21 protein-coding genes and 1 pseudogene are annotated in these 25,820 nt (G+C 74.2%); 17 read left to right on the top strand and 5 right to left on the bottom strand.

Annotated features, from left to right (window positions below; translation table 11 throughout):
* Positions 1-177: 177 nt before the first annotated feature.
* Positions 178-534: a heavy-metal-associated domain-containing protein gene (locus tag ACFXDE_RS37990; RefSeq protein ID WP_380498908.1), complete on the bottom strand. Its 357-nt coding sequence runs from the start codon at positions 532-534 to the stop codon at positions 178-180.
* Between the two features lie 250 nt (positions 535-784).
* On the opposite strand from ACFXDE_RS37990, the gene ACFXDE_RS37985 reads away from it, so the two are divergent.
* From ACFXDE_RS37985 to ACFXDE_RS37970, 4 genes are all read left to right on the top strand, one after another.
* Positions 785-3,028: a heavy metal translocating P-type ATPase gene (locus tag ACFXDE_RS37985; protein ID WP_380498907.1), complete on the top strand. Its 2,244-nt coding sequence runs from the start codon at positions 785-787 to the stop codon at positions 3,026-3,028.
* Positions 3,029-3,410: 382 nt separating this feature from the next.
* Complete coding sequence (locus ACFXDE_RS37980; RefSeq protein ID WP_380498906.1) at positions 3,411-4,475, top strand: extracellular solute-binding protein; 1,065 nt, start codon at positions 3,411-3,413, stop codon at positions 4,473-4,475.
* Positions 4,472-6,070 (top strand): ABC transporter permease, encoded by a 1,599-nt coding sequence (locus ACFXDE_RS37975; protein WP_380498905.1) that lies wholly within the window; start codon positions 4,472-4,474, stop codon positions 6,068-6,070. Before ACFXDE_RS37980 ends, ACFXDE_RS37975 begins: the two co-directional genes overlap by 4 nt.
* Positions 6,067-7,083, top strand: a complete 1,017-nt coding sequence (locus ACFXDE_RS37970; RefSeq protein WP_380498904.1) for an ABC transporter ATP-binding protein — start codon at positions 6,067-6,069, stop codon at positions 7,081-7,083. Before ACFXDE_RS37975 ends, ACFXDE_RS37970 begins: the two co-directional genes overlap by 4 nt.
* Here ACFXDE_RS37970 and ACFXDE_RS37965 read toward each other — a convergent pair.
* Positions 7,035-7,622 carry an NUDIX hydrolase gene (locus tag ACFXDE_RS37965; RefSeq protein WP_380498902.1) on the bottom strand — a complete coding sequence of 196 codons (588 nt, stop codon included), beginning with the start codon at positions 7,620-7,622 and terminating at the stop codon, positions 7,035-7,037. The two genes, ACFXDE_RS37970 and ACFXDE_RS37965, sit on opposite strands and share 49 nt — an antisense overlap.
* Positions 7,623-7,687: 65 nt before the next feature.
* Between ACFXDE_RS37965 and ACFXDE_RS37960 the strand changes: the two are divergent.
* A pseudogene (locus ACFXDE_RS37960) lies at positions 7,688-7,858 on the top strand (haloacid dehalogenase); the annotation flags it as partial.
* A gap of 98 nt (positions 7,859-7,956) precedes the next feature.
* Complete coding sequence (locus tag ACFXDE_RS37955) at positions 7,957-8,583, top strand: HAD family hydrolase (protein WP_380498901.1); 627 nt, start codon at positions 7,957-7,959, stop codon at positions 8,581-8,583.
* A 39-nt stretch (positions 8,584-8,622) separates the two neighbouring features.
* On the opposite strand, the gene cyaB is transcribed toward ACFXDE_RS37955, so the two are convergent.
* Together cyaB and ACFXDE_RS37945 are read right to left on the bottom strand one after the other, a co-directional pair.
* Positions 8,623-9,189, bottom strand: coding sequence for a class IV adenylate cyclase (gene cyaB / locus ACFXDE_RS37950; protein ID WP_380436637.1), 567 nt, complete (start codon positions 9,187-9,189; stop codon positions 8,623-8,625).
* 13 nt (positions 9,190-9,202) lie between these two features.
* Complete coding sequence (locus ACFXDE_RS37945) at positions 9,203-10,054, bottom strand: helix-turn-helix domain-containing protein (protein ID WP_380498900.1); 852 nt, start codon at positions 10,052-10,054, stop codon at positions 9,203-9,205.
* A gap of 225 nt (positions 10,055-10,279) precedes the next feature.
* On the opposite strand from ACFXDE_RS37945, the gene ACFXDE_RS37940 reads away from it, so the two are divergent.
* The 3 genes from ACFXDE_RS37940 (at position 10,280) to ACFXDE_RS37930 (ending at position 11,929) form a co-directional block, all read left to right on the top strand.
* Positions 10,280-10,504 (top strand): hypothetical protein, encoded by a 225-nt coding sequence (locus tag ACFXDE_RS37940; RefSeq protein WP_380436633.1) that lies wholly within the window; start codon positions 10,280-10,282, stop codon positions 10,502-10,504.
* Positions 10,505-10,610: 106 nt separating this feature from the next.
* Positions 10,611-10,754 (top strand): hypothetical protein, encoded by a 144-nt coding sequence (locus ACFXDE_RS37935; protein WP_380498899.1) that lies wholly within the window; start codon positions 10,611-10,613, stop codon positions 10,752-10,754.
* Positions 10,751-11,929, top strand: a complete 1,179-nt coding sequence (locus ACFXDE_RS37930) for a methyltransferase domain-containing protein (protein WP_380498898.1) — start codon at positions 10,751-10,753, stop codon at positions 11,927-11,929. Before ACFXDE_RS37935 ends, ACFXDE_RS37930 begins: the two co-directional genes overlap by 4 nt.
* A 90-nt stretch (positions 11,930-12,019) precedes the next feature.
* On the opposite strand, the gene ACFXDE_RS37925 is transcribed toward ACFXDE_RS37930, so the two are convergent.
* Entirely contained in the window at positions 12,020-13,786 is a 1,767-nt protein-coding gene (locus ACFXDE_RS37925; RefSeq protein ID WP_380498897.1) for a hypothetical protein, read from the bottom strand.
* A 208-nt stretch (positions 13,787-13,994) separates the two neighbouring features.
* On the opposite strand from ACFXDE_RS37925, the gene ACFXDE_RS37920 reads away from it, so the two are divergent.
* From ACFXDE_RS37920 to ACFXDE_RS37885, 8 genes are all read left to right on the top strand, one after another.
* Positions 13,995-18,728: a hypothetical protein gene (locus tag ACFXDE_RS37920; RefSeq protein ID WP_380498896.1), complete on the top strand. Its 4,734-nt coding sequence runs from the start codon at positions 13,995-13,997 to the stop codon at positions 18,726-18,728.
* A gap of 58 nt (positions 18,729-18,786) precedes the next feature.
* Positions 18,787-19,212: a hypothetical protein gene (locus tag ACFXDE_RS37915; RefSeq protein WP_380498895.1), complete on the top strand. Its 426-nt coding sequence runs from the start codon at positions 18,787-18,789 to the stop codon at positions 19,210-19,212.
* Positions 19,209-20,090, top strand: coding sequence for a nucleotide exchange factor GrpE (locus ACFXDE_RS37910; protein WP_380498894.1), 882 nt, complete (start codon positions 19,209-19,211; stop codon positions 20,088-20,090). The genes ACFXDE_RS37915 and ACFXDE_RS37910 overlap by 4 nt, the downstream gene beginning before the upstream one ends.
* Before the next feature lie 11 nt (positions 20,091-20,101).
* Positions 20,102-22,660 carry an Hsp70 family protein gene (locus ACFXDE_RS37905; RefSeq protein ID WP_380436618.1) on the top strand — a complete coding sequence of 853 codons (2,559 nt, stop codon included), beginning with the start codon at positions 20,102-20,104 and terminating at the stop codon, positions 22,658-22,660.
* On the top strand, positions 22,657-22,941 hold the full coding sequence (locus tag ACFXDE_RS37900; RefSeq protein ID WP_380498893.1) for a hypothetical protein: 285 nt from the start codon (positions 22,657-22,659) through the stop codon (positions 22,939-22,941). The genes ACFXDE_RS37905 and ACFXDE_RS37900 overlap by 4 nt, the downstream gene beginning before the upstream one ends.
* 9 nt (positions 22,942-22,950) lie before the next feature.
* On the top strand, positions 22,951-23,568 hold the full coding sequence (locus ACFXDE_RS37895) for a 2'-5' RNA ligase family protein (RefSeq protein ID WP_380498892.1): 618 nt from the start codon (positions 22,951-22,953) through the stop codon (positions 23,566-23,568).
* A 96-nt stretch (positions 23,569-23,664) separates the two neighbouring features.
* The gene (locus ACFXDE_RS37890; protein ID WP_380436612.1) at positions 23,665-23,904 is read left to right on the top strand and encodes a chaplin; all 240 of its coding nucleotides are present in this window, start codon (positions 23,665-23,667) and stop codon (positions 23,902-23,904) included.
* Between the two features lie 148 nt (positions 23,905-24,052).
* On the top strand, positions 24,053-25,684 hold the full coding sequence (locus ACFXDE_RS37885; protein WP_380498891.1) for an AMP-binding protein: 1,632 nt from the start codon (positions 24,053-24,055) through the stop codon (positions 25,682-25,684).
* Positions 25,685-25,820 lie beyond the last annotated feature (136 nt).

Genomic DNA, 25,820 nt, shown 5'->3' with positions numbered 1-25,820 from the left:
GACGATCGACCACCCCATCGGCTCCGCCGGCCGCCGACGGCAGCACCCTGGCGGGGGCCCGCGGGGCCCGCGAGCCCGGGGGCGGGGCGGGGGGCGGGGGGGCCCCCGGGCGGCGCGGGGCGTGGGTGGCGGCCCGCCCGGGCCCCCACGGGTCGGGTGCGGTGCGGGTGCCGGCCGTCAGCCGTCGAGGCGGCCGACGAGGTCGTAGCCGGCCTCGTCGATCGCGGCGGCGACGGCCTCGTCGGCGAGCGGCGCGGTGGCCTCGACGGTGACGCGGCCGGTGGCGAGGTCCACGGCGACGTCGGTGACGCCGTCGATCTTCTTCAGCTCGGCGGTCACGGACGAGACGCAGTGGCCGCAGGTCATGCCCTGCACCTGGAAGACCGCGCGGCCCGCGACGGCGGGGGCCGGGGCGGCTGCGGCGCCGGTGCCGGTTCCGGTGCCGCACGAGCCGCAGCAGGAGGAGGCGGTCGCCCCGGCGGCGGACGGGTCGATGGTGGCGGTGGTCTTGCTCATGGTCTGGGCGGTGTTCATGACGCTCTCTCCTCGGGACTCGGGATGGACGCCGGGCCGGCGCCGGTCTGTTCGACGTCGCCGAGTTAATACCCCCCTAGGGTATCGAGTCAAGACGTTCCCGTGCTCCAAAGATACCTATGGGGGGTATCCGGTGACGTCTTGCGGCAGGTACCCCCCAGGGGTATAAAGGAATCCGGCGCCGCCCCGGCGTCACCAGATACCCCTCCCGGGTACCGATCCCGCAGCGCCACGGACGCGAGGAGCAACGATGAGCACCCAGGCACCCGCCTCCACGGAGGTGGAACTCTCGATCGGCGGCATGACGTGCGCATCGTGCGCCGCGCGGATCGAGAAGAAGCTCAACCGGATGGACGGGGTCTCGGCGAGCGTCAACTACGCCACCGAGAAGGCGAAGGTCAGCTTCGAGGGCGCGGTCGAGGTCGCCGACCTGATCGCCACCGTCGAGGCGACCGGCTACACCGCGGCCCTTCCGAAGCCCCCGGCCGTCGTCGGCCCCGCCGGCGAGGACACCGGTGAAGCCGACGAGCTGGTGCCGCTGCGCCAGCGGCTGATCACCGCGGTGGCACTGGCCGTCCCGGTGATCGCGATGGCGATGGTGCCGGCCCTGCAGTTCGACAACTGGCAGTGGCTGTCGCTGACCCTCGCCGCCCCGGTGGTCACCTACGCCGCCTGGCCGTTCCACCGGGCCGCGTTCACCAACGCCCGGCACGGCGCCGCGACGATGGACACCCTGGTCTCGCTCGGCACCGGCGCCGCGTTCCTGTGGTCGCTGTGGGCGCTGTTCTTCGGCACGGCCGGCATGCCGGGCATGCGGCACGGGTTCGAGCTGACCATCGGCCGCAGCGACGGCGCGGGCAACATCTACCTGGAGGCGGCGGCCGGCGTCACCGCCTTCATCCTGGCCGGCCGCTACTTCGAGGCCCGCTCGAAGCGGACCGCCGGGGCGGCGCTCAAGGCGCTGCTGGAGCTCGGGGCGAAGGACGTCACGGTGCTCCGGGCCGGCCGCGAGGTGCGGGTCCCGATCGCCGAACTCGCGGTGGGGGACCGGTTCGTGGTCCGTCCCGGCGAGAAGATCGCCACCGACGGCGTCGTGGTCGAGGGCGCGTCCGCCGTCGACGCGTCGATGCTCACCGGCGAGTCCGTCCCGGTCGAGGTCGCCGCCGGCGACGCCGTCACCGGTGCCACCGTCAACGCGGGCGGCCGGCTCGTCGTCGAGGCGACCAGGGTCGGCACGGACACCCAGCTCTCCCGCATGGCCAAGCTGGTGGAGGACGCGCAGAACGGGAAGGCCGCCGCCCAGCGCCTCGCCGACCGGATCTCCGCCGTCTTCGTGCCGGTCGTGATCACCCTCGCGATAGCGACCCTCGGCTACTGGCTCGGCACCGGCGAGGGCTGGACCGCCGCCTTCACCGCCGCCGTCGCCGTGCTGATCATCGCCTGCCCGTGCGCCCTGGGCCTGGCCACCCCGACCGCGCTGCTGGTCGGCACCGGCCGCGGCGCCCAGCTCGGCGTGCTGATCAAGGGCCCGGAGGTGCTGGAGTCCACCCGCAAGGTCGACACCGTCGTCCTCGACAAGACCGGCACCGTCACCACCGGCCGGATGACCCTGCTCGCCGTGCACACCGCCGAGGGCGTCACCGAGGCCGAGGCGCTGCGCCTGGCCGGCGCCCTGGAGCACGCCTCCGAGCACCCGATCGCCCGGGCGATCGCCACCGCCGCCGCGAAGGCGGGCGAACTGCCGCCGGTCGAGGGCTTCGAGAACGTCCCCGGCCTCGGCGTCCAGGGCGTCGTCGACGGCCACGCGGTGGTCGCCGGCCGGGAGGCGCTGCTGAACGAGTGGGCCCAGTACCTGCCCGAGGGCCTCGCCGCGGCCAAGCGGACCGCCGAGGCGGCCGGGCGGACGGCGATCGCGGTCGGCTGGGACGGCGAGGCCCGGGCCGTCCTGGAGGTCGCCGACGCGGTCAAGCCGACCAGCGCGGCCGCCATCGCCGAACTGCGCCGCCTGGGCCTGACCCCGGTGCTGCTCACCGGTGACAACCGGGCGGTGGCCGAGGCCGTCGCCGCCGAGGTCGGGATCGCGCCGGAGCACGTGATCGCCGAGGTCATGCCGCAGGACAAGGTGGACACCGTCAAGCGCCTCCAGGCCGAGGGCAAGGTCGTCGCGATGGTCGGCGACGGCGTCAACGACGCGGCCGCGCTGGCCCGGGCCGACCTGGGCCTGGCGATGGGCACCGGCACCGACGCCGCCATCGAGGCCGGCGACCTGACCCTGGTCCGCGGGGACCTGATGGCCGCCGCCGACGCGATCCGGCTCTCCCGCCGGACCCTGGCGACGATCAAGGGCAACCTGTTCTGGGCCTTCGGCTACAACGTCGCCGCCCTGCCGCTCGCGGCGGCCGGGATGCTCAACCCGATGATCGCGGGCGCCGCGATGGCCTTCTCCTCGGTCTTCGTGGTCGGCAACAGCCTCCGGCTCCGCCGCTTCCGCTGATCCGCGCGACCGCTCGTGGCGAGGGCCCCGGAACCTCCTGGTTCCGGGGCCCTTTGGCAGTGCCGGACCGTCCTGGTACGACCGGCTGCCGGTCACGCAAGGTAGCCGCCCTCAGGGAGCCCCCGGCTGACGATCCGTCGTACACCCTCGCTCTGACCTGCGCTTGAAGGCCGGTTTGCCCGGCCTTGGCGGTTTGTCCACCGAAGCGCGACCGGGACGAGACCGGGTCGAGATGTGACGCTCCGAAACTTGTTAGGCAAGCCTTCCCTGCCCTAGGTTCTCGTGCCGTCAGGCCGCCGCAGCCAGCGTCCCGACGGCCCGAACCGGGCCGTGGAGGCGTGCGTCCGGCCGAAACCCCCGCCACCTCGGAGGAGCCCTCACCATGCCCGGAACCGTCCGGCCCCTCGCGGCCCTGTCCCTCGTCGCCGCCTGCGCCCTCGCCCTCGCGGCGTGCGGCAGCTCCGGCTCCAGTGGCACCGACGGCTCTCCCGCTCCCTCCGGCACGGCCCTCGCGGGCCAGACCGTCACCCTCTACAGCGGTCAGCACGAGCAGACCGTCAAGGCGCTGACCGACGACTTCACCAAGCGCACCGGGATCAAGGTCGAGCTGCGCTCCGGCGACGAGGCCGAGCTCGCCAACCAGATCCTCCAGGAGGGCACCGCCTCCCCGGCCGACGTCTTCTACGCCGAGAACCCGCCCGCCCTGACCGTCCTCGACGACAAGGGCCTGCTCGCCCCGGTCGCCGCCGACACCCTCAAGGCGGTCCCGGCCGCGGACAGCTCGCCGAAGGGCGACTGGGTCGGCATCTCGGCCCGCACCTCCGCCTTCCTCACCGCCACCGGCAAGGGCGCCGACACCGCGCCGCCCGCCTCCGTCCTGGACCTCGCCAAGCCCGAGTGGAAGGGCCGGCTCGGCATCGCCCCCAGCGAGACCGACTTCGCCCCCGTCGTCACCCAGGTCCTCAAGGCCAAGGGCGAGGACGCCGCCAAGCAGTGGCTCAAGGGCCTCAAGGACAACGCCAAGGTCTACGACAGCAACGAGACCCTCTCCGCCGCGATCAACAGCGGCGAGGTCGAGGGCGGCGTCATCGACCACTACTACTTCTACCGGATGCGCGACGAGAAGGGCGCGGGCGGCACCCACAGCACCCTGCACTACTTCCCCAAGGGCGACCCGGGCTCCCTCGTCGACGTCTCCGGCGCCGCCGTGCTGAAGAGCGGCAAGCACCAGGCCGCCGCCCAGGCCCTCCTCGCCTACCTCGCGAGCGCCCCGGCGCAGACCGTCATCGCGAACTCCGCGAGCTACGAGTACCCGCTCGTCACCGGCGTCCAGGGCAAGCCCGACCTGCCCGCCCTGGACGGCATCGGCACCGTCGCCGACCCGGCCCAGCTCGGCGACGGCAAGCAGGCGCTGTCGCTGCTCCAGGACGCCGGTCTGCTCCAGTGACCGCACCCGTCCGTGCCGACGGCCCGTCCCCGCTCCGGCGGTGGCGGGCCACCGGCCTGTCCGCGTCCGCGCAGTGGCGGGCCGCCGGCCTGCTCGCGCCCGTCGCGGTCGCCGTCGTCGCCGTCGTCGCCTCGCCGCTCGGCTTCGTCGTCGCCCAGGCCGCGCAGGGCGGGTGGGACCAGGCCCGGCGCCTCCTCGGCCGCCCGCTGATCGCGACCCTGCTGTGGCACACCGTCACCCTGGCCGCCGCCGTCACCTTCCTCACCGCCGTCCTCGGCTTCGGCGCCGCCTACCTGGTCGAACGCACCACCCTGCCCGGCCGCCGCGCCTGGACCGTCGCGCTCGCCCTGCCGCTCGCCGTGCCGGAGTTCGTCCGCGGCTACTCCTGGGTCTCGCTGTTCCGCTCCGTGCACGGCTACTGGGGCGCGGTGCTCGTGATGACCTGCTCGCTCTACCCGCTCGTGTTCCTGCCCGTCGCGGCGGCCCTGCGGCACGGCGACGCCGCCGCCGAGGAGGTCTCCCGCTCGCTCGGCCGCGGCCGCCTCGCCACCCTGTGGCGCGTCACCCTCCCGCTCACCCGGCCCGCCCTGGCCGGCGGCGTCCTGCTCGTCTCGCTCTACCTGCTCGGCGAGTACGGCGCGTTCGCGATGCTGCGCTACACCACCTTCGCCACCGCCGTCTTCACCCAGTACAAGCTCGGCTTCGACGCCGCCTCCGCCTCCCTGCTCACCCTCGTCCTGGTGGCGCTCGCGCTGCTGCTCGTCGGCCTGGAGGCCTGGGCCGGACGGAACGCCCGCGTCACCCGGCACGGCGCCGTCGCCCGCACCGCGCGGCCCGTGCGCCTCGGCCGGTGGACGGCGCCGGCGCTGGCCGGCCTCACGGCGCTCGTCGGGGTCGCGCTCGGCGTGCCGGTGTACGCGCTCGGGTACTGGCTGGTGAAGGGCAGTTCGACGACCCTGCCCTCCGCGTCGGTCGTCGGCGCGACCCTCGCCACCCTCGGGTACGCGCTCGGCGCCGCCCTCGTCGCCACCGCGGCGGCGGTCCCCGTCGCCCTGTACGCGTGGCGGCGCGGCAGCAGGCCCGCGCTGCTCGTGGAGCGCGCCGCCTACCTCACCCGGGCGCTGCCCGGCATCGCGGTCGCCCTGTCGGTCGTGTTCTTCGCCGTCCGCTACGCCCAACCCCTGTACCAGCAGCCGCCGATGCTCGTCGCCGGGTACGTCGTGCTGTTCTTCCCGCTCGCCCTCACCGCCGTCCGCGCCGCCCTCGCCCAGGTGCCGCCCGGCGTCGAGGAGGCCGCCCGCTCGCTCGGTACCCGGCCGCTCGCGGTGCTCGGGCGCGTCACCCTGCCGCTCGTCCTGCCCGGGCTCGGCGCGGCCGTCGCGATGGTCGGCCTCACCGCCTCCACCGAGCTCACCGCGACCCTGCTGCTGCGCCCCACCGGTACCCAGACCCTGGCCACCCAGTTCTGGGTGTACACCAGCGGACTCGCGTACGGGGCCGCGGCGCCGTACGCGGCCCTCATGGTCGCGCTGTCCGTCCCGTCCGTGCTCCTGCTGACCCACCGCACCCTCGGCCGCCCAGGGAAGAACTCATGACCGGACTCACCGTCACCGCCCTGCACGCCACGCACGGGCGCAGCCCCGTCCTCTCCGGCGTCGACCTGACCGTCGAGGAGGGCGCGCTCGCCTGCATCCTTGGGCCCTCGGGCTGCGGCAAGTCGACCCTGCTGCGGGTCGTGGCCGGCTTCCACCCGGCCGCCTCGGGCAGCGTCGTGCTGCACGGGCGGACGCTGGACGACGGGCGGAGCCGGGTCGCCGCCGAGCGCCGCAACATCGGCCTCGTCCCGCAGGACGGCGCGCTGTTCCCGCACCTCACGGTGGCCGGCAACATCGGCTTCGGGCTGCCGCGCGCGGAGCGGCGTTCCCGCGTGGCCGAGTTGCTCGACCTGATCGGCCTCGCAGGCCTGGGCGACCGCCGCCCGCACCAGCTCTCCGGGGGGCAGCAGCAGCGCGTCGCCCTTGCCCGGGCACTGGCTCCTGGTCCTCAACTCCTGCTGCTGGACGAACCGTTCGCCGCCCTCGACGCGGCGCTGCGGGCGGAGCTGCGGCGCGAGGTCGCCTCGACCCTGCGGAAGGCCGGGACGACGGCGATCCTGGTCACCCACGACCAGGACGAGGCATTGGCCTTCGCCGACACCATCGCGGTGCTGCGCGAGGGCCGCATCGCCCAGGCGGGCCCGCCCGACGCGCTGTACCACCGCCCGGCCGACGCCGCCGTGGCGCGCGTGTTGGGCGAGGCCAACCTCGTCCCGGTCACCCGCACCCCGTTCGGGGCCCTGGCCCTGGCGGAGCCCGCCTCTGTCACCTCTGGGACGCTGGCCCTGGTGCGCCCCCATCAACTCCGCCTGAGCGCAGAGGCTTCCCCCGACTCCGTCCGCGCCCACGTGGTGACGTCCGACTTCCGCGGCCACGACCACCGCATCGAACTCCGCCCCGAATCCGAGGCCCTCCCACCCACGTTGATCGCCTACACCCCCCACCCCTGGCCCCAGGGCGAGGCCTACATCACCGTGGAGGGCCCGGCCCACGCCCTCCCGGAGCCGATCTGACGCCTATCGAGCCGGTACGGGCCGAGGTAGTACGAGAGGGCCGCCAGCGACGGACCGTCCGCGACCTCACCGGAGGTGAGGAGCCGCACGACCTCGGCCTCCGGCAGCCACTCGACCCGCGTGGCCTCGCCAGAGTCCTGTGGCGCGCCGACCCGGGCGCATCCGGTGACGTGGTAGGTCCTGAAATGCATGTCCGAGATGCCGGCGAGGGCGTCGTACTCGGTCATCAACTCGACACGGCCCGGCCGCCAACCGGTCTCCTCCTCGACCTCACGAGCGATCGCCGCCGCCGGATCCTCTCCTGGTTCTGCCCAACCTGCCGGAACCTCCCAGCCCCAGCGGCCGGTGATGAACCGGTGCCGGTAGATCAGGAGAAACTCTCCCCGATCATTGGTGACGACGGCCGTGGTGGAGGCCCGGGGCATGCGGACGACGTGGTGGTCGATCCGCCCGATACCGGGCACCTCGACGTCGTCCAGCCACACCTCAACCCACGGGCTCCCGTAGACCTGGCGCCGGCCGTAGGTCTGCCACTCCACCCTGAGCCTCCTGCGTGCGCGTGAGCTGGTGCTCCGACTCTTTCACGCCCGACGCGGACTGGGCCGACGTGGACCTGATCGGCACGTCGGACGACTGGGGTGCGAGCAAGCCCGACCTCCAATTCTTCGAGCGGGTCGCGGAGGCGGCCCCGGCCGCTGAGACGGCGACGTTCCGCATCGACTCGCTCGCGGAGCTGCCCGAGCTGATCGCCACGTTCAACGCTGCAGGGAGCTGAGAGTCGCCGGCCAGAAAGTAGCGGCGTGACGATCAGGTCCGTCGGACATACGGCCATCGCCCGAGAGAACGATCAGCGCACTCCCGTAGCCTCGGTCCATGCGCGCTGTGGTGTTCGACATCGGAGAGACCCTGACCAGCGACACCCGCTACTGGGGTGACTGGGCCCGGTGGCTCGGTGTGCCCGCGCATACCATGTCGGCGCTGGTCGGCGCAGTGCTGGCCGAGGGCCGGGACAACGCGGACGCGATCCGCATCGCCCGCACCGGCGTGGATGTGGCAGCCGAGTGGCGGGCCCGACAGGCGGCGGGCAAGGGCGACTACCTCGACGAGACGGATCTGTACCCGGACGTCCGCCCAGCGCTGATGCGGCTCCGAGAAGACGGGCTGTGGGTGGGGATCGCAGGAAACCAGAACGCTGCGGTGGGCGACTTGCTGCGAGGGCTGGACCTACCGGCCGACGCCATTGCCACATCCGGCGAGTGGCAAGTCTCCAAGCCGGCGCCCGACTTCTTCAAGCGGCTGATCCATTGGGCGCCGGGCGAGCCTCACGAGATCGTGTATGTCGGCGACCACCCCGCCAACGACATCACCCCGGCGCGTGCTGCCGGGCTGCGGACCGCCCACATCCGTCGCGGACCGATCGGGCTGACGACTTCAGCGCCCGATGCTGACTGGACAGTGAACTCGCTGACGGAGCTGGCCGGATTGCTGGTCGGCCGGTAGCAGGATTTCCCCGGCGGACCTTTCTACCTGTTGGCGCAGTCAGAGCGGCCGGACGGCCGCCACGGCGTCGGTGTACAGCTCGGTCGTCAGGTCGTCCTCACCGATCCCGAGGTCTGCCAGCGCGGCGCGGACGACGGCGAGCGCCGGCCCGAGGTCGCTCTCCGTGGCTGCTGCCGTCTCGACCTCGATGAACGTGGCGTCGAGTTCGGGCACCCGGACGAGCGTGGCGAGCAGCCGTCGGCCATCGCGCTCGAAGTCGTAGTTCCTGCACCGCTTCTCGAATGCGATCCGGGGGACGAATCCGAGGCCCCGGACGATCTCGTGCGCTGCGTCGGCATCCTCGACACGAGTCTCGGCCTCGGGCTTCGATCCGGAGGCCTCGTCAACGCGGGCGCCCTTGTACGTGAGGACGGTGCGGGTGTCGTTCGGGCCGTGGACGGTCCGGATCCGGAGCTCGCGGTCGCCGCCCATGAGGCTGCCGTCCGGTGCATCGTAGTACGTGTCACGGTAGACCTCGGCGCGACCACCGCCGTGCTGGTCCTCCAACTGCCTGAGCACGCCCTCTGGGTCACGTACGACAGCTTTGAGTTCCGCTTCGATCGCCATCCTGTTCCCTCCGTCAGATCACGCGCTCTGCGCTGTCCACCATCACATCGAATTGCCGACGCCAGCCCCGGTAGAGGGGCCCGCTGGGGGTGGGAAGCACCTTATACGTCGCGGACTCATGCCCTTCCCAATCAGTGTCGAAAGCCCCGACGTAGAGGGTGCGATCCAGTCTGATGATCCGCCAGACCGGGACAGTGCTGTACCGGTAGACCTCGACATGCCCGACCTCGGCGAGCTCTCGAAGGCGCGCCTCGGCGAGGAGGATTCCGCTCGCAAGCGACTCGGGGGATTCGTTGATCTCGGCCGCTCGGCGTTCGGCTGCCTCCGAATCCGGGGAGAGGAGGAGGACGCGAAGTCTCGGCGTCGGATCGTTGTCGCGGTCGAAGTGTTGCCGGAGCAGTGAGTCGCGAAGAGCAAGCAGTCCGAGTCCACGCACTGCCAGTACATCAAGCTCGGCCGCAGACCTCGCCGCTCGCTGGATTTCGTCGGTGGCCGAGGCCTGGTCGCTGTAGACACGGACGATCTCGGGGAACGCCGCGAGGTCGAAAGCGCTTCCGGCCGTGCGCTGGCCGTCGGAGCGCGGTGCGAGGCCGAGCAGGCGCCTGGCGCTGTCCGGCATGTTCAGCCCGTCGGCGATGCGCTCGAAGACGTCCAGCTTGGTGACCTGACGGTGTCCGTTGATGATCTCATTGACACGGGACTGGGTCATGCCGACCTGGACGGCGAGCCGCGCCTGGCTGGACCCGCTGTGGTGCTGCACATATCGGAAGAGCGCCGCGACGTCGCGGCGACGGAGTGCGTCGCGCACCTCCTCGTTCTGCCATGCGAGGTCCGCCAGCCTGATCGGTTCCATCGCGGTTCCCATGGTCCAAACCTCCGGCGCCAACTCTCCATCTCACAGTGAGATTACCGGCTGGATATCGAGATTGACGATTCATCAGTCGATGCTGGAATATGTGGCCACACTCCTTCGCGCCAGGTCCCAGCGCGCTCACTGGGGATGCCCGGGCGGTGTCCGGGACAAAGCCCTGACCTGTCTCTGTCGCGCTTCCGGCTCCTCGTGTGGTCGGCATCGGTCAGGAGGCGCCTGATGTTCCCCGAGCCGATCCCCAGCGTCCAGGGTGCGTGGTACGTGGATCGAACGAGTCCGTTATGGCGGGCGGCGGTCGCGGAGATCGTCGAGATGTTCGAGCGGCGCGGCACGAAACCTGCAGAGGATGAGCTGATCCAGCAGGACGACTGCCCCGGCCGACGGTCGGCCGTCCTCCCGGCGCACACCGTTTGCACTCGCACTCCGGCGGTCGAGAGCGAGTGATCCCCTGAACTCCCGCGCCGGGCCTGGGAAGGGGCCCGGCGCGGGCGGTGAACACCCGCACAGGCATCGGCCTGGGCGGGGCCAACCAGCAAACGGAGGTACTGAGATGGGCAAGCACGGCGGTGGCTCGGGCGACGGCAAGGGCGGCGGGCAGCAGGACGACAGCAACAAGGGCAGCGGGCACGGCGGCGGCGGTTCCGACGAGGGCGGCAACACCTCGGACGGCCAGAACCCGGCGGGCGGCAAGTGACCGGCGAGACGCCCCAGGAGGCGGGCCCCCAGGGGCTCGCCTCCGCGCTGGTGGCCGGCGGCGCGCTCACCTCGGACTGGCTGCCCGCCTTCACGGCCGTGCCCCGCGAGTTGTTCGTGCCGGACCGCATCTGGCCGGGCATCGCGGACGGCACCAAGCAGAATCCCGTGGTGTACCGGTCCCAGGACCCCGAGGCGTGGCGGAGGGCGGTCTACTCGGACATCCCGCTCACCACCCAGTGGGACGACGGCGACCACGACGGGGACGGGCTCGGCACGACCCCGACTTCGTCCAACTCCATGCCGACCATGGTGGCTTCCATGCTCCGGGACTTGGACGTCCGTCCAGGGGATCGGGCGCTGGAGATCGGCACGGGCACGGGCTGGAACGCCGGGCTTCTCGCCCACTGCCTCGGTGACCCGAACGTGGTGACGGTGGAGTACGACCCGGCGGTGGCGCGCGGTGCGCGGGCGAACCTGGACAGGGCCGGCCTCGCTCCGACGGTGATCGAGGGCGACGGGCGGGCAGGCTGGGCGGAGGGAGCTCCGTACAACCGGATCATCGCGACCTGTTCCCTGCTGGAGATCCCGCCCGCGTGGCTGGCGCAGGCAGCCCCGGGTGGGGTGATCGTTGCCCCGTTCGGCACAGAGTACGGCGGCGAACAGATCGTCCGGCTGGTCGTGAACGACGACCGAACCCAGGCGGTCGGCCGCTTCACCGGCGGGTCCGCGTTCATGCGGCTCCGCCAACAGCGCACGGAGCGACCGCTGTTCGACGCGTACCTCCACGGGGTGCCCTGGCCGGCGGGCGGCGTGAAGAGCATGACCACGCTTTCCCCGTCGGACACGGGCGAGTGGTTCCAGCAGTTTGTCATCGGGCTCGCCGTACCCGGGGCGTTCTGGCGGGCGGAGCGCTACAACGGCGGCGCGTACACGCTGTGGCTCTACAGCCGGGACACGCTGTCGTGGGCATCGGCCGACTACGAGCCGGACCGCATGGAGTACGAGGTGTACCAGTCCGGGCCACGGAGGCTGTGGGACGAGGTGGAGGCCGCCTACCGCTGTTGGGAGGCCCAAGGTCGCCCCGGCTACGACCGGTTCGGCTTGACGGTCACCCCGGAAGGCCAGACGGCCTGGCTCGACTCCCCGGACAACCCGGTCCCGCAGTGGAGGTGAGGGATCCGACGTCCCGCCGTGGTCAGGGAGTTGAAGGGCCCACGTCGTCGACTCGGCTGAGGTCTTCACCCCGACGTCAGCACCCAGGCCTCACTGAGGCGGCAGCGCCACCGCCTGCCAGCGGTAGGCCGTGTCCTCCTGCCAGCACTGCAACTCGCCCTCGACCACGGCCGCCAGGCACAGCCGCCAGTCGTCGCCGACGGCCAGGGCGACCCGGGTGGCCGGGCGCAGGGTGGGGCGCCACCAGCGCGGGTGGCGGGCCGGGGTGGCCGTGCGCAGGCGGACGCCGCCCTCGCCGGCCAGGGCGAGCGTCGGCCCGCCGCGGTGGCCGGCCAGGGCGAGGGCGTGGGCGGGCTCGCCGTCGCCGACCTCGGGGGCGCGGCCGGCCGCGCCGAGCGTGTGCAGCTGGACGGATCCGTCGGTGCGCAGCGTGGCGGCTTGCGGTCCCGCCGAGGTGCGGGCGAGGGCGGCAGCCCGGAGCGGTCCGGGCGGGCCGAACGACACGGGCGCCGTGCCGGTGCGCCACCACAGGGCGCGGTCCCGGTGCTCGACGAGGACGAGCCACGCGCCGGGCCGCTCCTCGACGGCGGCGAGGACCCGGTCGGCGGGGCAGTCGGGCAGTTCGCGGCCGGTGAGGGTGCGCCCGGGGGCCCAGCGGAAGGACTGCAGCGCGCCGCCGGCGGCCGTCCAGACGGTCAGTTCGCCGGTGGCGTCGACACCGCCCGCGAGGCCGGTGACGCCGCGCGCGGCCTCCCACCAGCCCGTCGTGGTGCCGACCCACAGGGTGCCGGTGCCGTCCTCGGCGCACAGGACGAGTTCACTGCGGAGCCCGGCCCGTCCGCACACCAACTCCCGTACGGCTTCCGGCCCCTGCCCGGGCGGAAGTCCTTGTGCGCCCGCCAGCAGGACGCCTCCGTCCGCCCGCGCGGCGGCGACCAGCGGGGTGCCGCCCGAACCCGGCAGCACGGCCAGGCCGGTCGTGCGGGGCCGCGGCCGGTGCGCGCGCAGCAGTTCGCGTCCGCGGGCGGCCCAGGGGCCGAGCGGGGCGGGGCGCCGGTCGGGGTCGCGGGCGAGCGGTTCGCAGGCCCAGTCGGCGAGTTCCTCGCCGTAGCCGGCGGCGAGGAGTTCGGCGCGGGCCTGTTCGACGGCCAGCCGGTGGTCGAGGCGGCCGTGGTCGGGCAGCAGGAGGGCGCGGGCCAGGGTGCCGACGGCGAACAGGTCCTTGGCGGTGGTCGGGAACCCGCCGACCTGCTCGGCCTCGGGCGGCACGTGCCCCGGGGTGAACACGGCGACGGTGAGGGTGTGGTCGAGCGGGGCGAGGAAGGTGAGGTCGATGAGCTTGACCTGGCCGGCCGCGTCGACGAGGACGTTGGCGGGGGAGATGTCGCGGTGCACCCAGCGCTTGCGGTGCAACTCGTCGACGATGCGGCACAGCCGCGCGAGCACCTCGGCCGCCGCCGAGGGCCCGGCGCGGTTCGCACCGGCCCAGGTGTGCAGCGGGACGCCGTCGACCCAGGGGGAGATCTGGTAGGCGAGCAGCCCGCTGGTGGGCGCGGAGCCGGGCCGGTGCGGGGAGGGGCCGAGCAGGAAGCTCGGTACGACGAGGTCGGTGATGCCGAGGCGGTGGGCGTTGTGCGAGACGTCGTCCCAGCGGCCGAGCCAGCGGCGGACCTCGGACGGGTCCCGTTCGAGCATGATCTTGGCGGCGACGAGCTCCTTGCGCCCGTTGTGGCCGGTACGAACGGCCCGCCACACCTCGGCCTCCCCGCCCCGGTGGTGGAATTCGAGGAGCTCGTACTGCTCGGGGTCGAACTCCGGTCCGAACCGGAGCCCGGGCACCCAACGCGACTCGGACACGCCACCCCCGTTTGCTGCCTGACGCCGGGCCACCGACGGCGGCCCGGCTGTTCGCGGTGCCCAGGATAGTGCTCGTTCCTGTTCGGCGGCCCCGCCGAGGGCCTATCCTGATGCTCGCCGAGCAACATCATGAAATAGCGTCAACTCATGATCGAACATGCCTATTTGATCATGATGGGGGCGGTCGGGGAGCACAGGGGGACGGTGCATGGCGCAGCTCGCGGTGGTGCTGATCGTGGTGGCACTGGCCGCTGTGGCGGGCGTCCTGGTGGTCCGCCGCCGGCGGGCGCTCGACCCGCAGGCGGTGGCGAAGGCCCTGGCCGGGGCGGCCGAGCGGCTCGCGGCCGGCAAGGCGCAGCAGGCCAGGCGGCGTTACGCGAAGCTGGCCGGCCGGCTCGCCGGGGCGTCCGGGGCGCTGGCCGGGCCGCTCGCCGGGCAACTCGCCGAGCAGCGCGGCCTCGCCCTGCTCGGCCAGGCCGAGGCCACGGTCGCCGTCGGTGACCCGCAGGCCGCCCTGGCCCTGCACCACGAGGCCTTCCCGCTGCTCGCCGACCCGGCCCGGCAGTTGCCCCGCTGGAGCCTGCAACGCCTCGCCGAGGAGCGGATGTCGGCTGCGGCCGGCTCCCTCGCGCCGGTGCTCGCCTTCCTGCGGGCGACGGCCGGCGGCGCCGAGCCGGGCGCCGAGGCCCAGGCGGCGGCCCGGGCCCTGGACTGGCTCCAGCGCCTGTGCCACGACGGCCCGCCCGAGCAGCGCGACGGCGCCACCGCGGAGGTCCTCGCCGCCCTGCCGGGCCGGGACTGGCCGGTGCTGGCCCGGGCGGCCGTCCTGCGCGGCACCGAGCGCGCCGAGGAGGCCGAGGCCCTGCTCGCGTCGGCCGCGCCCGGTGGTGGCGGTGAACTGTGGTTCCGCTGGGGCGCGCAGCTCTTCGCCCTGCACCGGGACGCCCCCGCCGTCGCCGCCTTCGACGAGGCGCTGCGGCGCGCGCCGGGCGAGGCCTACCGGTGGTCCCGCGGGCCCGCCCTGCGTGCCGAGAGCCTGCTGTTCCGCGGCCTGGCCCGGCAGCGGCTCGGTGAGACCGAGGCCGCCTGGGGCGACTTCCAGGCCGCCGCCGGCGAGGCCTCCTGGGACCCCCGCCCCCGCTACGCGCTCGGCCGCCTCGCACTGCTGCTCGGCGCCGACGACCAGGCCGAGGAGCAGTTCACCGCCGCGCTCGCCGCCCAACCCGCCTTCGCCCCGGCCAGGTTCGGCCTGGCCCTGGTCCACGAGCGGGCCGACCGCGCCGCGGAGGCCGCCGCCGACTACCGCGCCGGTCTTGAGCTGGATTCCGGCTGGCGCCCGGCCCGCGTCCGGCTCGGCGCCGCCCTGCTCACCGCCGGACGGACCGCCGAGGCCGAGCCGCTGCTGCGCGCCGAGGCGGGCGACGACTCCCGGTGGGGGCGGATCGCCGCGTTCCACCACGGCCTCGCCGGCGTCCGCTCCGGCGACCTGACGAGCGCGCTGACCGCCTTCGAGCGGCTGCGCGACGACGACCTGCGCACGTGGCTGGCCGTCGTCCGCGACCGGCTGGCCCGGCGGAGCCTGGCCACCGACCCCACCGCGGCGCGCGAGCTGTGGCAGCGGGCCGCCGACGACGACCCGCACGCGCCCGGCTACCGGCCCGCCCTGCGCGAGGCCGCGCTGCGCGAGGCGGCTCACCTGCTCGTCACGGGCCGCGACCGCCCCGAGGCGCGGACGCGCGCGGCCGAGGCGCTCGCCCTCGCGGACGGCCTCCCGGGCGCGGTCGGTGCCCGGCAGGGACGGCTGCGGGCCGCGCTCGCCCTGGCCGAGGGCACGACGGAGACCCTGCCCGGCCTGATCGACGCCCACGCGGGCCCGCGCGACCGCTACCACCTGGCCGCCGCGGCGCTCCTGGCCGGCCGCCCGGTGCAGACGGTCGCCCTGCTCGCACCGCTGGACGCCGACCCGGCGGGCGACCCGGCCGTCGCCCGCCTGCGCGCGGCCCTGGCGGAGCGCGCCGGGAACTGGGCGACGGCGCTGGAGTGGCACCGGCACTTCCTGTCGGCGCCTGCGCCGCGCGTCGTTGTACCCGCTGCCGGTTCGGGCGCGGTCCCGCCGCCGCGGGCGGTTCCGGGGGCGGCCGCGCTCGGTGCCGTTCCTGCGGTGCCGTCCGTCGGGTGCGCGATCTGCGGGCGTCGGGCGTCCGGTGTGTGCGGCGACTGCGGGCGCGAGACGTGCGACGCGCACTTCGACCGCGCGGGCGAGGCGGGCGAGGCGGGCGAGGCGGCGGGCGTGCCGCGCTGCGTCGGGTGCACCGGTGCGGCAGCTGACGGCGCCACGGCGGCTGTGCGCCCGGGCGCCGCCCCGGGCGTGGTCCCGGCCGTGCACGTCGTGGGCCCGGTGGTCGGCGGGCCGGTGAACCCGTACGCCACGGGACCGGTGGCCGGCGGGCCGGTGAACCCGTACGCCACGGGTCCGGTCGGGGCCGACGGCCCGACACCGGGTGCCGCGCCGAACCCGTACGCCACGGGCCCGGTGACCGGCGGGCCGGTGAACCCGTACGCCACCGGGCCGGTCGGTGCCGACGGCCCCACGCAGGGTGGCCCGCCGAACCTGTACGCCACCGGCCCGGTGGCGGGCGGTCCGGCGGCCCCCGCGCCTGCACCCGCGTCCGAACCGGTCCCCGCCCCGCCCGCCGACTGCCCCGTCTGCGAGGCCCCCGCCACCGCCGTGTGCGGCGGCTGCGGCCGGGAGGCGTGCGATGCGCACCTCTACCGGCCCGCCGACGCCGCCTCCCCGCGCTGCGTCCGCTGCGCCGGCCCCGCCCTGCGGGCCGTCCTGGACTGCGCGCGCCGCGCCGGCGTGCCCGAGCAGGCCGAGCCGGTGCTCGCCGCCTGGGCCGACGCGTTCGGCGACGGCGCCCCCGCCGCGCCCGTCCGGCTCGACCTCGCCCTGCTCCGCGCCGAACTCGGGCGGCTGGACGAGGCGTTGGCCGAGCTGCCGGAGGCGGCGGCCCGGGAGCGCGCCGCCGTGCTGGTCCGCCGCGCGGCGGGCCGCCTCGACGCGGGCGAGCCCGGTGCGGCCGCCGGTGACCTCCGCGAGGTCCTGCGGCTGTCGCCGGGCCACCCGCAGGCCGCCGCCACCCTCGGCATGCTGGCCGAGCACGAGGCCCATCGGCACGCCCTGGAGGGCCGTCGCTGGGAGGCCTGGAACGCCTACCACGCGCTGCTGCTCGCCGACCCGACCGACGCCCGCCTGCTGCACGCCCTCGGCCTCGCCGGGTACCGCCTGGCGACCGCGCCCGGTCCGGAGGGCGGGACCGCCGATCCGCAGGTCTGGCGCTGGACGATCGGCTGCCTGGCCGCCGCCCTGCACCTGCCCGCCCTGTGGGCCGAGTCCGCCCGGATCACCGGCCGCCCGGCCGAACCGGCGCGCGTCGCCGCCGCGCGTGCCGCGCTCGTCGAACGGCTGCGCGTCGACCTGCGCGCGCTCGACGAGGCCGAGGGCCGTACCGGCGAGGACGCGGCGAGCTGGACGCTCCGCCTCGCCATGGAGTCGCACTGCGCCGAGGCCTTCGTCCAGGCCGATGTGACGGTCCGTCAGCCCGGACGGGCCACGGCCGGCCACCTCGCGCACGGTCCGACGCTGACCGGACTCCTCCGCTCGGCACCGGAACTCCCCTGGTGGGGCGAGCAGTTCGACCGGGCCGTACAGGGCTGGAAGCGCGCGTCCCGCCCCGAGCCGCATCCGCTCGACCAGGCCCTCGACCTGTTCGGACCCCTCGGCCCGCAGCGCTACCTCCTGATCCAGGGCTTCCAGTCCGCCGCCGTCGAGGCGCTGGACGCCGTGCCGGAGGCGCAGCGTGACGACGCCTGGCGCGGCCTGCTGGTGGCGACCCTGGTCGACGAGGCCCGCGGGCACCACCGCAACCAGAACTGGCGCGAGGCCCTCGACTGCCTCACCCGCGCCCACGCCGTCCCCGGGGCCGCGCTGCCCTCCGACGCGCCCGGCATCGCCGCCGAGTCCGGTCTGCGCGCGGCCCGCGCCCTGCTCAAGAGCAGCGACGACGACCAGCAGGGCGCGGCCGAACTCCTCGAACGCGCCCTGGCGCTGGCCCCCGACCACGCCGACGTGCGCAGCGACCTCGGCGCCACCTACGCCCAGTGGGCCCGGAAGATCAACAACGAGACCAAGGACTACCCCCGCGCCCTCACCCTGCTGCGCAAGAGCCTCACCCTCAACCCCGGCGACCAGACCGCCCGGCAGTTCCTCGCCGCCGCGCTCGGCAACCGGGCCAACCAGCTCACCCAGCCCGACGCCCCGGTCCGCCAGCTGGAAGAGGCCGTGGAGCTGTGGCGCGAGCTGATCGACCTCAACCCCGATCCGGACCACCGGCTCGGCCTCGCCTTCGCGCTGCGCCGCCTCGCGCTCACCGCGGCGCTGGCCGGCCGCAGCACGGTGGCGGTGTCCCGGATGACCGAAGCCCTGCACGCGGACCCGGAGTTCACCGGCCGGGCCGAGGCGGAGGCCCCGCGCCGGGTCGCCGTCATGCTGGCCAACCACATGCTGGACAACCTCCAGGACCGCCCCTTCGCCGAGCGCTCCGCGATGCTGCGCAAGGCGATGGAGTACGACGGCCAGGCCGCGGACGTCCGCAAGCTGGCCGTCAGCGTGTGGCGTAGCGAGGCCGTCGAGCAGTACGAGGCGAGGCGCTACCCCGGGGCCGTCCGGCTGCTGGAGGAGGCGCTGGGGCTGTCCGGCTCGGCGGAGGACACGGCGAAGCTGCACACCGAGCTCGGGATCGTCCTCAGTGCCCACGCCGTGGCCAGGGCCAACGCCCGCGCCTACCGGGAGGCCCGGCAGCTGATCAAGCAGGCCGTCGAGCACAACCCGCAGGACGCGGAGCTGCGCGCCCTCCAGCGCAAGATCAACTCGCTGTACTGACCCGGCCGTCGTCCACACCGCGGTCCCGGGCCGCGGCCGAAGGAGAGCAACCCGCGCCATGCCACTGGAAGAACCGTCGCCGTACGAGATCCTGGGCGTCCCGCCGACCGCCAGTGCGCGCGAGATCCTCCTCGCCGTCGGCCCGGCGACGAAGTCCGGTCGCCACACCCGCCAGCAGGTCCAGGAGGCCGCCGCCCTGCTGCGAAACCCGGACAAGCGTCTGGAGCTGGACCTCCAGCAGCCCCTCCCGCCGGAGCCGGTCGACCGCGCCGCCGGGCTGCTGGCGCCGGCCCTCGCCGATCCGCTGCTCGTCGTCGAGCGGCCCCAGCCGCCGCCCGCCGCCTCCTTCCTGGCGCTCCACCGGGACGAGCTGGCCGCCGACTTCGCCGAGCCCGCCCCGCCGGGCACCGCCCCCGAACCGCCCGTCCCCGCCCGCTTCGCCGCCGACCTGTCCGTGCTGCCGCAGATCGAGGTCCCCGAATGACCACCCACCACGCCCCGAGCCCCGAACCATCCGCCCCGTCGCCGACGTCGGACCAGGTGCCGGACCAGGCATCGGACCAGGCATCGGCCCCGGCGCCGGTCCCGGCCTCCGTGCCCGGGCAGCTGCCGGCGCCGCTGCCGGTGCCCGAGCGCGCCCGGGCGCTCGACCTCGGGCAGAGCTTCACCCAATTGCTCTTCCGCGCCTCGATGCTGACGCGCAAGCGCGAGGAGGAGGCGCAGGCCGCCCGGGCCGCGCAGCAGGAACTGCTCGGCGCGCTCGTCGAGGTGGATGACGCGCTCGCCTCGCTCGGCCTCGATCCGGAGCTCGTCCACCTCGGGCGGGGCGCCGGGATCGAGGCGACCAGGCGGCGCCTGCTGGGACGGCTGGCCAGGGCCGGGGTGCGGCCGATGCGGCTCGAAGGGCTGACCGCGGACCCGGTGCTGGCCGAGATCGTCGGCACCGAGCCGCGGCCGGGGGTGGCGCCGGAGACGGTCGTGCAGACGGTCGTCACCGGGTTCTTCTGGGGGGACGAGGTGCTGCGCCGGGCCCAGGTCGTGGTCGCGGCGCCGGTGTCCGAGCCGGAGCCGGAGTCGGAGCCGGAGCCGGAGTCCGTGTACGTGCTCGGCGCCGGGTACGTGGAGGCGGTGCTCACCCCGGAGCCGAAGCCCGAGGAGGCCGTCGAGCCCGAGCGCGTCGTCGAGCCCGAGGAGGCCGTCGAGCCCGAGCGCGTCGTCGAGCCCGGGGACGCCGTCGACCTCGTCGACCCCGGCCCCGGCCCCGCCGCGTCGGCGGGCCCCGGCCGCCCGAAGACGCCGCCCACCAGGCCCCGGCGGGCCCGCACGGGCTCCGGTACGCGCCGCAAGCGGAAAAAGAACTAGAGGGGGACACCATGTACCGCACACTCGGCATCGACCTGGGCACCACCAACTCGGTGGTGGCCCACCTGCGCCGGGGCGAGCCGGAGATCGTCTTCAACCGGCAGAACCAGGAGGCCACGCCCTCCGTCGTCGGCACCGGCCGCAAGGGCGAGCTGCTGGTCGGCTCCACCGCGCGCAGCCGCACCGCGATCGACGGCGCGAACGTGATCCGCTCGGTCAAGCGCTTCATGGGCCGCAAGTTCAAGGACCCGCAGGTCCAGGCGGCCCTCAAGGAGGTCGACTACAAGGTCACGGCCGGCACCGACGGCGACGTCAACGTCTGGTTCAACGGCCGTTCCTACACCCCGATCGAGATCTCCGCGATCATCCTGCACCGCCTCAAGGAGGACGCCGAGCAGCGCTTCGGCGAGCCGTTCCACCGGGCCGTCATCACCGTCCCGGCGTACTTCGGCGAGCGGCAGGTCGCGGCCACCCAGGAGGCGGGCCGGCTGGCCGGCCTGCACGTGCTGAGGATCATCAACGAGCCGACCGCCGCCGCCCTCGCCTACGGGATCACCTCGGAGGCCGGCGACGAGGGCCGCACCGTCCTGGTCTACGACCTCGGCGGCGGCACCTTCGACATCTCGATCCTGCTGCTGGTGCCCGGCTCGGTCTCGGTGCTCGGCATCGAGGGCGACAACCTGCTCGGCGGCGACGACTTCGACCGGGCGATCACCACCGCGCTGCTCGACGACATCCGCGAGGAGTACGGCTCGGACTACCAGCCCGACCTGCGCGACCGCCCGAAGATCGCCTCCACCGCCGAGACGGTCAAGATCGAGCTCTCCCACCAGGAGTCCTCCGAGGTCATCCTCCCCGGCCTCGGCGCCGGCCAGCTGGTGCTGGAGACGGAGTTCGAGCGCACCCGCTTCGAGGAGCTCATCGAGGGCCACATCGAGCGCACCATCGAGCTGACCCACAAGGCCATCATGCAGGCCAACCTCACCGTCGGGGACATCGACGAGGTCGTGCTGGTCGGCGGCTCCACCGCGATCCCGCTGGTGGCGCGGCGTCTGGGCGAGGTCTTCGGGCCGCGCCGGATCCGCCGCGGCGTCAACCCGATGCAGTGCGTCGCGCTCGGCGCGGCCGTGCAGTCCGCGCTGGTCGGCGAGGTCGAGTGCCCCGAGTGCCGGGCGCCCGGCGACCTCTCCGCCTCGGCCTGCGCCAACTGCGCCACCTCGCTGCTCGGCGGCCCCCGGGTGTCCTGCCCCACCTGTCACGTCCCGGTCGACGCCGAGGCCGCCGCCTGCCCCAAGTGCAGCCAGGCGCTGGACGGTTCGGGCGCCGTGACGCCCCCGTCCCAGGCGCCCACCGTCGCCCACAGCGACAACTGCCCGCGCTGCGGCACCCCGGCCGCCCCCGGCGTCACCGCCTGCGAACTGTGCGGCGAGCCGCTCAACTCGGCCGCCCCCGGGCAGACCAGGGTCGCCTCCAGCGCCGCCGAGGACGTCGGCCTGCGCTGCGCCTCCTGCGGGGTGGTCAACCGGCCCGGCAGCGAAGTCTGCACGGGCTGCGGCGAGTTGATGCAGGTCACCAACCCGTTCGACATCACCCCGAAGAACCTCGGCATCGAGCTCAACGACGGCCGGCTCGCCGTCATCATCCCCAAGAACACCAGCTACCCGACCAGTTCGCCGGTCAGCCGGGAGTTCGTCGTCTCCGGCAGCGGCCGCCAGCGCCTCGAAGTCGCCGTCTACGAGGGCGAACACGAGATCGCCCAGCAGAACGAGCTGATCGGCCACCTCACCCTGCGCCTGCCCGCCGGCCTCGGCGGCCGCACCCCCGTGGCGGTCTCCTTCGGCCTCGACCGGGACCGCACCATCACCCTGTCGGTGCGCATCCAGGGCGGCGGCGAGAAGACCGTCAAACTCGAACGGGTCACCCTCGACCCCGAGTTGAAGGTCCAGGTGGAGGAGCAGCAGCGGCAGATCGAGACCTTCACCGACCGCTGGGGCGGCGAGCTCACCGAGGCCGAACTCCGCGAGGCCCAGCGCCTCATGGACACCCTCGACGACCTCGCGGCCGGCCAGACCCGCGGCCAGTCGGTCGACGAGGCCCTGGAGCGGGCCCAGCGCCAGCTCAAGGCCCAGCGCTGGGTGCGCGGTTCGGAGGCGTACCTGAGCCTGTTCATCCACTACTGCGAGAAGCACCTCGACCCGAGCGACCTCGACCGCCTGCGCTCGGTCGCCGCCGACCTGCGGCTGCGCCGCGAGGCGGCCGACTGGGAGGGCGCGATGCGCGCCGCCCAGCGCGCCGACGAGCTGTGCGACTCGCTCGGCCACACCTTCCGCATGCTCACCATGTGCAACGTCTACGTGAGCCAGAACCTGGTCTCGCCCGGCCTCGCCCAGCAGATCATCGCCGAGCTGCGCGGCCTGGACGCGGCCGTGGAGTCCGCCAACATGGAGGCCGCCAACCGGCACAACTCCGCGCTCCTGGTGCTGTACGCCCAGGCGCAGCGGGAGCTGGGCAACGACCCGACGCCGGAGTCGCTCGGCCCGGTGCGCCCCGAGGAGGCCGGTCCCCGATGAACCCCGACGACGCCGTCCCGCCGATCGAGGTGCCCTGCCCGCAGTGCGCCGTCCCGGCGGATCCGGAGAGCCTGCGCTGCCCGTCCTGCCGGGAGGACCTGGTCGCCCTGGTCCGGCTGCGCTACGCGGGCCGGATCGACTACAACGAGGCGCTCGACGCCGTCCGCGGGGGCGACGACCCGACGGCGCGCGTGCTCCTGCGCCGGGCCTTGCGGGCCGAGCCGGGCCTGCACCCGGCCCGGGAGCTGCTGGACGCGGTGGAGGCGCGGCTGGGTCCGTAGCCTGGCCCCATGGGCGGCAGGACGGACGACGGGGCGGCGGGCCGGGCCGTCGTCCGTCCTGCCGCCCTGGACCTCCCGCCGACGCCGCGCACGGCCGTCGCCTGGCTGCCGCCGCCCGAGCTGTGGCCGGCCGTCCAGGCGATCCGGCTGGTGCACGACCCGCAGGTCCGGCGCTGGCCGCCGCACGTCAACGTGCTCTTCGGATTCGTCCCGGAGAGTGAATTCGCCCGCGCGGTCCCGCTGCTCTCCGCCGCCGTGGCGCGCACCCCGCCGTTCCCGGTCCGCCTGAGCGGGGTGCGCAGCTTCCGGCACCGCGCGTACGCGACCGTCTGGCTCGATCCGGCCGCCGCCGGGCCCGCCCCCTGGGCCCGGCTGTACGCGGACCTCCTGGAGCGCTTCCCGCGCTGCCGCGGCCGCGCCGGCGGCTTCACGCCGCACCTGTCGCTCGGCCGCACGCAGCACCCGAAGGAGCTCGCCGCCGAGTGCGCGGCCCGGCTCGGCAGCCTGTCCGCGCAGGTCGGCGCGCTGACGGTGCTGTCCCGGCGGGGCGACGGGCCGATGCTCCCGCGCGCCTCCGTGGCCCTGGGCAGCGGTGACGTAACGTGGTCGGACGACACGCCGCCGTAGCGAGCAATACCGGCATTTCGGGCACCGGATCGAGTGAGATCGGGGGCGAGTGTGATCGTCACACGGTTTTTCGCCACCCTCACAAGGAGTGACGCAATGCGTATTCGCACCACCCTCGCCGCCACCGCCCTCGCCGCGATGTGCGTCCTGGCCGGGGCCGGCACCGCCGCGGCCGGCGACGCCACCGCCAACGGTGTCGCGTTCGGCTCGCCGGGTGTGCTGTCCGGCAACCAGATCCAGATCCCGGTGAACGTCGAGGCCAACGTCTGTGGCAACTCGATCGGCGTGGTCTCGATCCTGAACCCGGCGTTCGGCAACACCTGCATCAACGCCTGACGACGGCCCTGGGCCGTCCGCCGACTCCGGCGGGCGGCCCTTCGCCGTGTCCGGGCCGGGGCCGTACCCCCGTTCGGGGGTGGCGCCGGGGGTGCGGGATCGGGACCATGGTCCCCGACCCTCGCGATCCCCAGCCAGGAGGCAGCACGTGCGGACCACGTCGACCAGTCGCAGCTACTCATTCGGCACCGCGGACGTGCCGCTGCTCGGCGACACGATCGGCGAGAACCTCGACCGCGCGGTCCGCGCCTTCCCCGGGCGCGACGCCCTGGTGGACCGCGCCACCGCCCGCCGCTGGACGTACGCCGAACTCGCCGCCGACGTCGACGCGCTGGCCCTCGGCCTGCTCGCCCTCGGCATCGCCAAGGGCGACCGGGTCGGCATCTGGGCCCCCAACTGCGCCGAGTGGACGCTCACCCAGTACGCCACCGCCAAGCTCGGCGCGATCCTGGTGACGGTCAACCCGGCCTACCGCTCGCACGAGTTGGAGTACGTGCTCAACCAGGCCGGGATCCGGCTGCTGGTGGCAGCGCCGTCCTTCAAGACCTCGGACTACGCGGCGATGATCGACGAAGTCCGGCCGCGCTGCCCGGAATTGGAGCGCGTCGTCCTGATCGGCGGTGCGGCCTGGGACGACCTGCTGACCGTCGGCCGCCGGGCCGACCCCGAGCCCCTCGCCGCCCGCGGGGCCGAACTGGCGCCGGACGACCCGATCAACATCCAGTACACCTCCGGCACGACCGGCTTCCCCAAGGGCGCGACCCTGTCGCACCACAACATCCTCAACAACGGTTACTTCGTCGGCGAGTTGCTCGACTACACCGAGCAGGACCGGATCTGCATCCCGGTGCCCTTCTACCACTGCTTCGGCATGGTCATGGGCAACCTCGCCGCCACCTCCCACGGCGCCTGCACGGTCATTCCGGCCCCCTCCTTCGAGCCCGGCGCCACCCTCGCCGCCGTCGCCGCCGAGCGCTGCACCTCCCTCTACGGGGTGCCCACGATGTTCATCGCCGAGCTCGCCGACCCGGACTTCGAGCGCCACGACCTCTCCAGCCTGCGCACCGGCATCATGGCCGGCGCCCCCTGCCCGACCGAGGTCATGAAGGACGTCATCGACCGGATGGGCATGGCCGAGGTCTCCATCTGCTACGGCATGACGGAGACCTCGCCCGTCTCCACCCAGACCCGCACCGACGACTCCGTCGAGCGCCGCGTCTCCACCGTCGGCCGGGTCGGCCCGCACCTGGAGGTCAAGGTCATCGACCCCGCCACCGGCCGCACCGTCCCGCGCGGCGAACCCGGTGAGCTCTGCACCCGCGGCTACTCCGTCATGCTCGGCTACTGGGGCGAGCCCGAGCGCACCGCCGAGGCCGTCGACGCCGCCCGCTGGATGCACACCGGCGACCTCGCCGTCATGGACGAGGACGGCTACCTCGCCATCACCGGCCGCATCAAGGACATGGTCATCCGCGGCGGCGAGAACCTCTACCCGCGCGAGATCGAGGAGTTCCTCTACACCCACCCCGACATCCTCGACGTCCAGGTGATCGGCGTCCCCGACCCCAAGTACGGCGAGGAGCTGATGGCCTGGATCCGCATGCGCGAGGGCGCGGCACCCCTCACCCCCGAAGCCGTCCGGGCCTACTGCACCGGCCGGCTCGCCCACTTCAAGATCCCGCGCTACGTCCACGTCGTCGACGAGTTCCCGATGACCGTCACCGGCAAGATCCGCAAGGTCGAGATGCGCGACATGGCCATCGGCATCCTGGACCTGTAGGAACGCCGACGGCCGACGAGGAGCGCACAGCACGGCGGGCGGGGGGCGCCCGGTCGCCGAACACCCGGCGCAGCGCTGGTGCGTGGTCACGAAGTCGCGCCCGAGCGGGGGGGGGGGGGAGGGGATCATCTTGGGG

The organism is Kitasatospora sp. NPDC059408 (assembly GCF_042751525.1).
In the GTDB taxonomy this organism is placed as follows: Bacteria; Actinomycetota; Actinomycetes; order Streptomycetales; family Streptomycetaceae; genus Kitasatospora.
This window is presented reverse-complemented; position numbering and strand designations above follow the sequence as displayed.